A 12056-nucleotide genomic window follows, 5' to 3' on the forward strand; every position below is an offset into this window, starting at 1 on the left:
TCAGAAGCTTTTTATGGTGTATAGTTAACTTCAATTTGTACACGATCACCGCCGCTGTACTCCTGCATAAGAATGCTTATCTTATCTGCCTCATTGTAATAAGTGGAGACCCCTTTTATGATACCAATAGCCAGTTGTGCCATTCGGCGTTGGGAATGGTAATCTATAATAAGTTTAGTGGCATTGATGCGGGTGACATGTAACACAGGTGGTGTAGCCTCTGGTGCGCTTACGCGTACTGCCCGATGCATAGAATTCTCTGTCTGCTCAACCAGGTCGAGCGTGCGCCATGTGGGATTAATGTACAACTGGTAAATATCAATTAAATCAGGTACTAAAAAAGAACCAAGTTGTTCCAGGAGTGTACTAACAGGTATATTCCATGTGGTTGCGGCGGTATTAACCAGCGCCTTTAAATCTTCATCTGGGTATATTTCTGTAGCCGCAAACTGACCTCGTGAAACGTTAGAGTTTTGTATTAAAGAGTGCCAAGCCTGAAGTCCTTTTTCCTGCTGAATAAACTTCTTGAATTGTAAAAAAATAAAACCGTGCATGCTGTACAGTAATTAAGTATAGGGTGATTTCTACTGGCGGCGACACCTTAAAACGGTGTTACCTCTTTATGAGCTTTTGCTGATTACCAGTCAGGTTTAGACTTATCAGGCTTACGGGTCGCTTTTTTTGGCAGTTGCTGTATGTACTGAAGTTCGGCATCTCGCATGGCATCCAGTAATAGTTTTGCCCTTTCGGGACTAATATTCATTTGTTGCAGCCGTGTACGTTGCGTTTGTGCCCGTTGTTCATCCTCTGGTAGGTACTCCCGACTGCTGCCACGAGTTTGCTGCTGCTGATCGTAAGTGCTGTTCAGGTTCTGGCCCTGAGTGTCTCCTGGGTTTCTTCCTGCAGCCCCCTCTCTTTCCTGCTCTACCGGTTGACCATCCTGATCCGGGACTTGCAGTGAACTACCACCGCTTTTCTGATTCTGACCATTTGGGTCTGATTGAGGCTTATCCATCTCTTCCTGTTCTGTACCCTTGTCATCAGGCTTTTTCTTTGGCTGAGGCTCTAAATTCTCTTTAACTGGCGGGGGAGCCTGTTGGCTATCTTCTTGGTTTGATTCTTGATTCTCAGGTAACTTGTCCTGTCCGACATCTTCAGCCTGCTCAGGGTGTAATTGCAGGTATTTTTTGAGCAGCTCAAAATTATAACGGGCACTTTCGTTTGAAGGATCAGACTCCAGTGCCTGTTTGTATAAAGCTGTTGCGTGCTTAAATTTATTTTGTGAAGTAGCTATATTCCCAAGCTGTAGGTGAACAACTGAGTGGAGGTAACGGGAAGGATTATCTGCTAATAAACGGTACTGTTCCTGTGCCTTGGTTAACATGCCTGCTCTGTAATATGAGTGAGCTAAGTTGAGCCGGATCTGGTCATCCTCAACCTCTAAGTCGTTTAGTAAATAGTCATAAGCTGTGATTGACTTAATGTAGTCTTGTTGAGCATAGGCAGCAGCGGCCTCTTTGGTGAAGCGATTTGTTCTTGATATCGTTTGTAAGCCTCCATTAAGCAAGCTGACCAGAAACAAGATATAGAGCAAAAGCCTCATATCCGGATGATTTTAATTGTTAGCAACACATCCAACACAATAAGAAGAAGAGCCAGTGCAAGCGGATATACATACTTGTTAGCTGTTACGTCTATTGTTTTGCTTTCCCGTAGTTCACCCTCAATGTTATTTATGGCATTGATCAGGCTACTAACTTCACTAATCCGGTCTGTTACCTCAAAGTACTTTCCACCTGTAAGCTCTGCTAAGCGAACAAGAGGCTCTGGGTTTAGCTTTGTAATAACTGGTTTACCATCGTTGTCTCTTTTAAAATCTTGCCTGATAGGTATTCGGCTTCCTTCTGCTGTTCCAATACCTAAGGTAAACACACGAATGTTTGATTCTCTTAAGCGTTCTGCCATCACTTCTGTAGCTTCTCCGAAATCCTCGCCATCGCTTATAAGTACCAGCACATGTGCTTTCTGCTCTTCCTGCTCCGGATAGGTGTTTACATTAAACTTCTCCTGTACAAGCTGTAATACTGGGGCGTAGTTAGTGCCGGAATAGGGGAGGAGGCTTGTTCTCAGTGTCTGTATGTAAAGTTCCAGTGCGTTTTGGTCATAGGTTAAGGGGCTTTGGATAAAAGCTTCGTCAGAAAATATAAGCAGACCAATACGATCGGAGTTGAACCTACTGATAAGACGCAACATTTCATGCTGTGCTTTAACAAGTCTTGATGGTTGTACATCGATTGCGTCCATAGACCTAGAGAGGTCTACAGCAATGTATAAATCTTTGCCTATTGTTTTTATTTCCTTTTTCATAGCGCCAAACGATGGCCCCAGTATAGAGATAAGGATAAGCACAACATACAGGTGGCGTATGATAAACTTAATCCAAATGCTGTGCGGGTACTGCCGGAAAAATTTTGCGACTCGCCTTACTCGTAATAAATACCCCACATAAAGTCCTAGGAACAGCGTTCCAAAAAGAATTTCAAGTAGTGTAATGTTTTGGTACCAGGTCATGGATTTAAAAAAGTCTGCAAATATAATTTGTGTTGCAGCTTGCAAATATACTAAAGGCTGCTTTACAATTGCCTAAATACAGATGCTGATACAGCAACGTTTGTGTAATATTGTCAAGCAATAACGCTTAAAGTACTTTTAACTGATAACATATAAAACTTAATTTTTTTTTAGAAAACACCTTGGAAGAGGAAGCTTAATAGAATCAGGAGTTTATGTTCTTGTTAAGCTAATATCAGGGATAGAATAGGCGTTGAATGCACAAAATTTAAGTATTAGTGTTGTTTAGTTCAAACAAATGTTATATGTTTGCATCACTTTAGCAGAAAGTACCACGGAGAGATGGGTGAGTGGCTGAAACCAGCAGTTTGCTAAACTGCCGTACTCGTAAGGGTACCGGGGGTTCGAATCCCCCTCTCTCCGCAAGTGGAAATATTTAGAAAAACATTTTGGATTTCTAAAAAACTTCACTTAGTTTTGCACCGCAATTAACCACTAAACTTTTAAAGTTAACTGGTTAAAAGCAAAGTTCGGGGTGTAGCGTAGCCCGGTATCGCGCCACATTTGGGATGTGGAGGTCGTAGGTTCGAATCCTGCCACCCCGACTTAAAAATTTCGGAAGTAATTCCGAAATTTTTTGTTTATAGGAAGTTCACTACTTTCCCACAAACACTGGTCTCGTAGCTCAGCTGGATAGAGCAACTGCCTTCTAAGCAGTAGGTCTTTGGTTCGAATCCAAACGGGATCACATTTAACAAAAAAAGCACCTGTAAATCAAATATTTACAGGTGCTTTTTTTGTTAGGTCAAGTTATAGGTCAAGTTTAGGTTTGAAAAGATTTAGATATTAGCAGTAAGGATAAGGGTATAGTAGCGCAACTGCTGATTCATAATCATTAGGTGCCTGATTCTACCCTAAGTGGGCCACATTGATATTTAAGTGCCCACACTATTTATTCAGAGTATAGACGCTTTTTTATTCGCAAACAATTTGAGAAATAAGAGTTTCTATTGGGATGGTGATGTAAGATTTAACCTAAACAGATATTCTCAATAAAATTTGCTCGCCTTTGAAACTCTTAAGTAGGAGGTGTCTTAATTAGATTCATCACTAAGGTAGACTACTTTTTAGCTTGTTTTTTAATTCTCTAATTACAGCTCAGTTCTTTAGCTTTCTTTTATTCCTTTTCTCGGTATAGTATCTCTCACTTAAGCCTAAGGAACTGAAATCATATATAATCAACTTCGAGATGTATATATTAGATGGAAGGCTTGTATATTATAGATGTTTACTGGTAGCTGCAGAGAATGTGCCACACCAATTCTTTACTATTGAATACTAGTTTATCTTAAATGGAAGTACAAAGTGGCTTTTGATTATGAATTAGTTGTCGAGTGCCATCAATAATTTTTTAAGGGTGCAGTAGTCCTAATTCCTTAATATATGTGGGCACAAAGATATAGGTTTGCTATCTTTGTTAAGCACGTTTGAAAGCATCGCAGATTTTATGATGTTTTAATTTATTATGATACTAGAGCGAGACCCACAAATAAAATACACCTTTTCAGGACACGAGAAATTTCAGTGCAGGCATCTATGGCTTAAGAAAGGGTATGATTACTTACAACTTAACAAATCTTTTACAGATGAGGATGCTGTAATAGATTTAGGAGTTGGTAAAAACATGGTTGCCTCTATTCGATTTTGGCTTAAGGCTTTTGGTATAACAGACGCTAAAGACCAAATAACGGAAGTTGGAGAGCTTTTATTGAATGATAAGGGGTTTGATGAGTACTTGGAAGACGATGCCAGTCTTTGGCTATTACACTACCTTTTAGTTAAGACAAATTTCGCTTCTACCTATTCTTTGATATTTAATGAGTTTAGAAAGGAAAGGCAGGAATTTAACTCTGATAACTATGAAGCTTTCATCAAGAGAAAATCAGATGTGATTCCTGGTCTCAATTTTAACTCTAATACAATCCAAAGTGACTTTGATATCTTCAAGAAGATGTATGTGTCTTCTGCAGAAGATTATAAAAATTTTGATGATAGTTTTATAGGTATACTTACTGACTTGCACTTGGTAGGTACTGTACAAAGAGAAGAAAGCTCCGATTCTGATAAAACGAGGAAGAAGACAAGACAGCTCCTTTTCATTAATAACAGAGAGAGAGAGAGTTTACCCGTAGAAATTTTACTTTACTCTATACTTGATAACTCTAATTACAGCACTTCTATAAGCTTACCAGCGCTTGAGAATGATTTTAATAGTCCTGGAAACGTATTTGCGTTGAGCCGAGCTGGCCTTGTGTCAAAAATACAGGAAGCTCAAGAAAAATACCCTTCAGACATCATCTATACTGATCACGCAGGTATCAAAGAATTACAGTTCAAGAGAAAAGTTGATCCGATAGAAATGCTTACTTCTTATTATGAGAAATAATTACACCCCCTCTATCAATATCATTCGTGATATTGATAGAGAAGTTACATATATACCTACACCTAACACAAAGCGTACAGTAAGCCAAATTATTGAGGACTTTAGAAATGGAGTTCGTTCATTTAATTTAATTGGTTCTTACGGCACAGGTAAGTCTTCATTTCTTCTTGCACTTGAGCTAAGCTTGAAGGGCACTAAGCCTTACTTTAGTGTGCCCTTCATAAAGGATCAGAACTTTGGGACACTCAAAATTGTAGGTTCTTACAAGAGCATTATTGAGACCTTTGCTAATCAGCTAGACATAACTGTTGATACAGATGTTACTGATAACATTCTTACGGAGTTAGTTAGCTTCTACAAAAGCTTAGGTAGTCAGCCGTTGCTGTTTATTGTGATTGACGAATTCGGTAAACTTCTTGAATATGCTGCGCAAAATAAGCCAGAGCGAGAGCTTTACTTTATTCAACAGCTTGCTGAACTTGCAAATGACACTAAGTACAACTTTGTGCTCATAACAACGATTCACCAAAGCTTTGAAAGTTATGGATATGCACTATCTGATTCGCAAAGGCAGGAGTGGACAAAAGTTAAAGGAAGGTTCAGAGATGTGACTTTCAATGAGCCTGTTGAGCAGTTGCTGTACTTAGCTTCTGAGCACATAACTGAAGCAAGAAAGACTAACACTAATCAGAATAGCCTTACACACTCTTTTGATCTCTTTTTAGAATCGAAAGCCTTTAGCTATAATGAAGGCTTTAGTAAAGAATTAAATTCCAAGGTATATCCTTTGGATTTAATATCAGCTAATGTGCTAACACTTGCGCTACAGCGTTATGGACAAAATGAGAGGTCCTTGTTTTCTTTTCTTGAAAGTACGGACCATACGAGCCTTGCACACCATAGGACAGCACAAGATCCTTTCTACAATCTAGCTAATGTGTATGACTACTTACATTTTAATTTCTATTCGTACTTAACGTCTAGGTTTAATGATGACTTTGCAGCTTGGGCTTCAATAAAGTCTTCTTTAGAGATTGTAGAGAGAGAGTTAACAACTGACTTAGCAGCTTATATAAAGTTAATTAAAGCTATTGGTTTAGTAAATGTATTTGCTGCCTCTGGTGCAGTTTTGGACAGAAACTTCTGGACAAGCTATGCATCCTTAAGCTTAGGAATTCCAAATGCTGATGACCTTCTAAAGAATCTAGAAACAAAGAAGATCATATTCTTCCGCAATTATAGCCAAAGGTATATTCTTTTTGAGGGTACTGATCTTGATATCCAAGCTGCAATGAAGGAAGCAGTTGGAAAAGTAAGTGATATCAAAAATATAAAGTCAGCATTAGAAAAGTATATCTCATTACCACCTGTTCTAGCTAAAGCTGAATCTTATAAAAAAGGTACTCCGAGAGCTTTTGAATTTGTTATATCTGATTCTCCTATTGATACCCAGCCAAAAGGAGAAGTAGATGGTTTCATCAATCTTATATTCAATGAATCCCTAAGCATTGATGAGCTTCAAAAAGTTTCAGAGAGCCAAAAAGAGGCTATTCTGTACGCTTATTATCAAAACTCAGCTGATATAAAGAAGCTACTACTAGATATTGAGAAGAGTAAAAAGGTGCTAGAAGATAACGAAGGTGATAGAGTGGCGAAGCGAGAGTTAAGTGGTATCATTGAACATCAGAAGAAGCTTCTAAACCATTACTTGGTTGATAATCTATATAGTAAGAGCTCAGATATAATTTGGTATTGGGGTGGTCAAAAAGTTAGACGAAACTCCAAGAAGCTGTTCAACTCATTACTATCAGATATATGTGAGGAAGTATATAAAAAGGCACCTATTTTTAAGAATGAGCTAGTAAACAAGCATAAAGTTTCTACTGCTATACATTCAGCTAAGAAAAACCTTTTTGAAGCTCTAGTACAACATCATAACAATATAGATTTAGCTTTTGCTCCAGGCAAGTTTCCGCCTGAGAAAACTATTTACATTACACTATTAAAGGTTAATGGTCTAGAAATCGGAGGGGAAGAAATTAGCATTGCTGCTGAGTCTTCCTTCAAAGGCGTTTGGGATCACAGTCTTAGTTTCCTAGAGGAAGCAAAGAAAGAAAAGACAAATCTAAAGAGATTTGCCGAAGGATTAGGAAGAAGGCCTTTTAAGTTGAAGGAAGGCTTAATTTCCGTGTGGATCCCAGTATTCTTGTTCTTAAAGAGACATGATTTTGCCTTGTTTGGCAAGGATGGATATATACCTGAACTTACAGAACAAACTTTAGAACTCATTTCTAAAGACCCTCAAGATTATTGGATTAAAGCTTTTGATTTAGAAGGAGTAAAACTAGACCTATTCAATAGCTACAGAGTACTCCTTAACCAAGAGACAAGAGAAATATTTTCAAATCAGGCGTTTATTGAAACAATCAAGCCTTTCCTTGTTTTCTATAGGCAACTCCCAGAGTACTCTAAGAATACGAACAGATTAACAAAAGAGGCTTTAGCTATTCGAGAAGCTATCATTAAATCGAAAGACCCTGAAGAAACCTTCTTTGTTGCTTTTCCAGCAGCTCTTGGCGTGTCAACACAGCAACTCCAGGAGAATGCTTCTTCACTAAATCAATATGTTCCAAAGTTACAAGAGGCTATTACAGAGTTAAGAACAAGCTATGATCGGTTATTAAATAGGATTGAGGAGTACATACAAAGCGAGATTATTGGTGACAGCCTTTCTTTTATAGAATATAAAGAGCAACTACAAAAGAGGTTCAAGAAGTTAAAGAAACATATGTTAGTCGGCTATCAAAAAACTTTTGTCCAACGTTTAGGCTCAGAAATAGATGAAAGGAAAGCTTGGTTAGAATCTTTGTGTCAAGCAATAATAGGCAAACCTCTTGATACTATAAGCGATAAGGAAGAGATGCAGCTCTATAACAAGTTTGGATCTCTGATCTTAGAACTGGATAGCCTTACAGAAATTTCTAAACAAGACATAAATGACGATAAGGAAGAAGTTTTAGGTATCCAGTTCAGTACTTTTGTTGATGGAATAAAGAAGAGTTTAGTTAGATTACCAAAGGATAAAGCATCAGAGATAAATGAGGTAAAGAAGACATTTGAGAAATCGTTGTCAAGTGACTCAAGAGTCAATATCGCTGCTTTAGCTAAACTACTTAAAGAATTGATTCAGAATGGCTAAAATAAGACATGTATTAGGGATATCAGGGGGTAAGGATAGCGCAGCTTTAGCTATTTATATGAAAGATAAGTACCCTAACCTTGATATAGAGTACTACACAAGTGATACAGGTAAAGAGCTTGATGAAACATATCAGTTGATTGAGAATCTAAAAATATATCTGGGTAAACCAATTCAAATATTAAAGGGTGCAGAAGGAAGTCATTTAGATCCTTTCGACCATTTTTTGCAATCGTACGGTGGTTATTTACCTTCGTCTATGTCGCGTTGGTGTACGAAGAAGCTTAAGCTGGAGCCTTTTGAGAAGTATGTTGGAGAAGATCTTGTAGTTTCTTATGTAGGAATTCGTGGTGACGAAGATCGTGAGGGGTATATTTCAAGACGTACAAATATCCAGTCGATTTTCCCTTATCGCCAAAATATTTGGAGTGAAGATGTTGTATTAAAATTCTTAAATTTTGATTTAGAGAAAGCTGTTGCACTTACTGATACTGTATATTTAGGAAAGAAAAAGGCTGATTTCATAGATGTCCTTGCAAAAGAGGTTACTCCTAAATACAATCAACAAAGTAAGCTTTCAGAATTACTTAATCAGGGAGTTAAGGAGACAAATTATCTCATATTTGAATTCTTAAAAACAACTAGTTACCCTTTAGCAAAGGAAAGCGATTTTCCTCTGCTTGATAATGAAGATGTGATAGTACGTGATGATGTCTTCAGAATTTTAGAAGAAAGTGGTGTAGGTGTGCCATCGTACTATAAAAAAGTAGATTTCGAAGAAGGAGGCAAAAAAGGGCAATATTCTCGTAGTCGCTCTGGCTGTTATTTCTGTTTCTTTCAGCAAAAAATTGAATGGGTTTGGCTTTATGAGCAGCATCCAGAGCTATATCAAAAAGCAGTAGAGTATGAGAAGGATGGCTATAATTGGAACCAAAAAGAAAGTCTTTCAGAGTTGATTAGGCCAGAAAGAATAAAACAAATAAAGGAAGATTACATCAAACGTCAAGAGCAAGCTACACCAATTAAATCACAGTACCTTTTAGATATTTTGGATGATTCTGAAGGTGAAGGTTGTGCAGCTTGTTTCATTTAATTTATAGTTAGATGCAATTTATCATAGATGTAGTTCATGTACAATAAGGTAACAAAATGAAATATTTTACTACAGAATGGACGATAGAAGAACTCATTGAGAAACACCAACAAAAAAAGTTGGTATTGAGTCCACCTTATCAAAGAAATTTTATTTGGTCAAAAAAAGATCAAGATGATTTAATTAGATCAATTTTATTAGGCTATCCTTTACCTAATCTTTTTATGTACGAAATTAGTACCGATAAACTAGAGGTGGTCGATGGACAACAAAGAATTCGCACTATTTTAGGTTATTTTGGCTCTAATTATTTTTCTAAGCAGCTAAACGCTGAAGAACAAGAACAAGAGAAAGCATTCTACAAATACAAACTTACAGTTACAATCATTTCTGATATATCAGAACATGAATCTATCGAAGATTTTTATGCTAAGGTCAATAAAACTGGCCTTAAAATGAACAAACCTGAGCTTAATAAGGCAGAGTTTTATGAAACGAAATATTTGAGTTTAAATGAAGAGTTAGCTAGTAATTCAACCTTCAAAGGTTTAAACTTGTTTACAGAAACAGCATCAAACAGAATGAATGATGTTGACTTAGTTTCAGAATTGACTGCATATTTGCTTAAGAATGAGCTTTATGATAAAAAAGATGCTGTTGATCATTATTATGAAAAAGATATAACGGAAGAGCAGTATAACACGACTAAGGAAAAATTTGCAGAGACTATAAAGATAATAGCTAGCTTCAATGATATTTGTAAGCTTAATAAAACGAGATTTAGACAAAGGAATGACTTTTTTACTTTATTTAATTTTATACATGAAAATAGAACTTTAAGCCTAGAAGCCTTCACGTATTTATATTCAGTTCTCTTAGAACTTGCTCCTAAAGTTTCTCCATCTGCAAGCACTTGCCCCCCACTTAGAGAGTATGCTAGAAATTGCGTAACTCAATCAAATTCAAAAGATGCAAGAAAAAACCGTTTAAGAATAGTATCAGAAATTTTATTAGGTGACAATGGTGACATTAGCAAAACACAAAAGGATATAATAGATTTTTTTGAGCTAACAAAGAACAGTGTTGTAAATAAGTATGACCTCTGTGTTTTCGACATTGATAAACTCAAAGTTATTAATGAACAATAATTTAATCTTCCTATGTCAACTATAGTAACATCACAAGATTTACATTTTGAAGGTAGGCAGATAATATTATCAGATGATGTCTATGAAAATTATATAGCGCTCGAAGGCGTAGATTATGAGTTACAATACCTTAATTTAACCTCTCCAGGTAATAAAGGTGGTCATTCTAATGTATTCTTATTACTTGATCCTGACATTAGAGAAGTTGATGAGTATACACTAGTTTTAAAAGTATGTAATTATCCTATTGAAGAGAAGAGAGATTCTATTCTGCGCAAAAGATTTTTACGGGAAATTGCTGCTCTAAAGAAAGCTAAGTCGGCTAAGTCTAGAGGAGTTATTCAAATACACTCATCTGGTACTATAATAATTGATACAAAATCCTATCATTACTATACCATGGAATATGCAAGTAATGATTTAACTAATCATCTATCAGAAAACGAGATAGGAACACAACAAAAGATCGTTCTCTGTAAAGAAATACTCCGTGGTATAGAGGATTTGCATAAAATTGGAATTTACCATCGTGACATCAAACATGACAACATGTTAATTTGTGGGGGGCAATGTAAAGTAGGGGATTTAGGTTTGATTAGGCATAGAGAGAATGATACTCTTAATGAATATGGTAATAGGATTGGAGCATTTGGGTGGGAATCACCTGAGGTGATGAATAAATATTATGCTGAAAGGAAAAAGAAAACTTCTAATTATCAAGAATCCTCAAATTCTTTGATAGATGAAAAATCTGATGTTTTCCAACTAGGAAAATTATTCTGGTATATTTTTGTTGGGAGGATTCCAGTTGGGCAACTAGATCTATCAGATTTTTTGTTGGATGATCATGATTTATTTAATCTCCTTCGAGGGATGCTACTTCAGTCTAAAGAAAATCGCTTAGACCTACCAACTGTTAAAAAGCAATTGGAACCAATAGCCCAAAGATACTATGCTGCATAGATAGGTTTTATTAGATTATACTATTCTTTTGCATAATTACTTCCCATAGTATTGATACAGTAGAATCGTATTTTCAGTTTTATTACCCCCTATTAATATTATGTTGAGTAGTACTAATAGGGGGTAATATTTCAAGAAGCTTATTGCTCCAAAAAATCAAGAAAACAATTTTCATTTTGCAAAAAGAATGCAGGATCTGCATCCCTCTTTGCTCTAATCATATCAAAGCCACCATTAGCATAGCTTTCTAAAATGGACTTCATTTCAGTAAGCTTCTTTTCGATTTCCTTTTCTTCTAAGTTTTCAAGTTCGTTAAAGTCAATATCTGATTTAGCAAGAACAGCCATGATAACAAAATCTGTAATTTCCATTGGCTGCCAAGAACGCATTTCTATAAACTTCTTCTTTTCTGTTCCATAAGAAATGGGTAGAGAATAGTTTGTTTTAAGCCCTAGCAACGCAGCATACATATATATTTCATACTTCGTAGAGAAGTATTTGCCTTTAGTCCATTTATCAGCTTCTGTAGACGTACCCATCTTGCCACCTTGCTCTAAGGTGAAGTCTAATATTATCTCTTCAAAAGAGGCATCATATTCTGGCGCTCTATCTTTTATTCGCTTCAGAAACTCCATT

At 36.5% G+C, this 12056-nt stretch carries 9 protein-coding genes and 3 tRNA genes; 8 read left to right on the forward strand and 4 right to left on the reverse strand.

Annotated features, from left to right (window positions below; genetic code table 11):
- Positions 1–11 precede the first annotated feature (11 nt).
- The 3 genes from LN995_RS00940 to LN995_RS00950 form a co-directional block, all read right to left on the reverse strand.
- Positions 12–554 (reverse strand): heme NO-binding domain-containing protein, encoded by a 543-nt coding sequence (locus tag LN995_RS00940; protein ID WP_229957481.1) that lies wholly within the window; start codon positions 552–554, stop codon positions 12–14.
- 83 nt (positions 555–637) lie between these two features.
- Positions 638–1603: an aerotolerance protein gene (locus LN995_RS00945; protein WP_229957483.1), complete on the reverse strand. Its 966-nt coding sequence runs from the start codon at positions 1601–1603 to the stop codon at positions 638–640.
- Positions 1600–2571, reverse strand: a complete 972-nt coding sequence (locus LN995_RS00950) for a VWA domain-containing protein (protein ID WP_229957485.1) — start codon at positions 2569–2571, stop codon at positions 1600–1602. The genes LN995_RS00945 and LN995_RS00950 overlap by 4 nt, the downstream gene beginning before the upstream one ends.
- Before the next feature lie 336 nt (positions 2572–2907).
- Between LN995_RS00950 and LN995_RS00955 the strand changes: the two genes are divergently transcribed.
- The 8 genes from LN995_RS00955 (at position 2908) to LN995_RS00990 (ending at position 11420) form a co-directional block, all read left to right on the forward strand.
- Positions 2908–2994: transfer RNA gene (locus LN995_RS00955), tRNA-Ser, on the forward strand.
- A 108-nt stretch (positions 2995–3102) separates the two neighbouring features.
- Positions 3103–3176, forward strand: a tRNA-Pro gene (locus tag LN995_RS00960).
- A gap of 69 nt (positions 3177–3245) precedes the next feature.
- A tRNA-Arg gene (locus LN995_RS00965) sits at positions 3246–3319 on the forward strand.
- Positions 3320–4096: 777 nt separating this feature from the next.
- The gene (locus LN995_RS00970; protein WP_229957487.1) at positions 4097–5017 is read left to right on the forward strand and encodes a DUF4007 family protein; all 921 of its coding nucleotides are present in this window, start codon (positions 4097–4099) and stop codon (positions 5015–5017) included.
- Positions 5007–8216 carry a hypothetical protein gene (locus tag LN995_RS00975; RefSeq protein ID WP_229957489.1) on the forward strand — a complete coding sequence of 1070 codons (3210 nt, stop codon included), beginning with the start codon at positions 5007–5009 and terminating at the stop codon, positions 8214–8216. The genes LN995_RS00970 and LN995_RS00975 overlap by 11 nt, the downstream gene beginning before the upstream one ends.
- Entirely contained in the window at positions 8209–9309 is a 1101-nt protein-coding gene (locus LN995_RS00980) for a phosphoadenosine phosphosulfate reductase family protein (RefSeq protein WP_229957491.1), read from the forward strand. Before LN995_RS00975 ends, LN995_RS00980 begins: the two co-directional genes overlap by 8 nt.
- Before the next feature lie 56 nt (positions 9310–9365).
- Positions 9366–10457, forward strand: coding sequence for a DUF262 domain-containing protein (locus LN995_RS00985; protein ID WP_229957493.1), 1092 nt, complete (start codon positions 9366–9368; stop codon positions 10455–10457).
- 12 nt (positions 10458–10469) lie between these two features.
- Positions 10470–11420, forward strand: coding sequence for a protein kinase domain-containing protein (locus tag LN995_RS00990; protein ID WP_229957494.1), 951 nt, complete (start codon positions 10470–10472; stop codon positions 11418–11420).
- A 140-nt stretch (positions 11421–11560) separates the two neighbouring features.
- Here the strand turns inward: LN995_RS00990 and LN995_RS00995 are convergent, their stop codons facing one another.
- Positions 11561–12055 (reverse strand): hypothetical protein, encoded by a 495-nt coding sequence (locus LN995_RS00995; RefSeq protein ID WP_229957497.1) that lies wholly within the window; start codon positions 12053–12055, stop codon positions 11561–11563.
- Position 12056 lies beyond the last annotated feature (1 nt).

Source organism: Pontibacter silvestris, from assembly GCF_020907275.1.
Lineage (GTDB): Bacteria > Bacteroidota > Bacteroidia > Cytophagales > Hymenobacteraceae > Pontibacter > Pontibacter silvestris.

Bases quoted from the DNA above. Each gene is read 5' to 3' on its own strand.
- LN995_RS00940 (WP_229957481.1), bottom strand. From the start codon at position 554: ATGCACGGTTTTATTTTTTTACAATTCAAGAAGTTTATTCAGCAGGAA.
- LN995_RS00945 (WP_229957483.1), bottom strand. From the start codon at position 1,603: ATGAGGCTTTTGCTCTATATCTTGTTTCTGGTCAGCTTGCTTAATGGA.
- LN995_RS00950 (WP_229957485.1), bottom strand. From the start codon at position 2,571: ATGACCTGGTACCAAAACATTACACTACTTGAAATTCTTTTTGGAACG.
- LN995_RS00970 (WP_229957487.1), top strand. From the start codon at position 4,097: ATGATACTAGAGCGAGACCCACAAATAAAATACACCTTTTCAGGACAC.
- LN995_RS00975 (WP_229957489.1), top strand. From the start codon at position 5,007: ATGAGAAATAATTACACCCCCTCTATCAATATCATTCGTGATATTGAT.
- LN995_RS00980 (WP_229957491.1), top strand. From the start codon at position 8,209: ATGGCTAAAATAAGACATGTATTAGGGATATCAGGGGGTAAGGATAGC.
- LN995_RS00985 (WP_229957493.1), top strand. From the start codon at position 9,366: ATGAAATATTTTACTACAGAATGGACGATAGAAGAACTCATTGAGAAA.
- LN995_RS00990 (WP_229957494.1), top strand. From the start codon at position 10,470: ATGTCAACTATAGTAACATCACAAGATTTACATTTTGAAGGTAGGCAG.
- LN995_RS00995 (WP_229957497.1), bottom strand. From the start codon at position 12,055: ATGGAGTTTCTGAAGCGAATAAAAGATAGAGCGCCAGAATATGATGCC.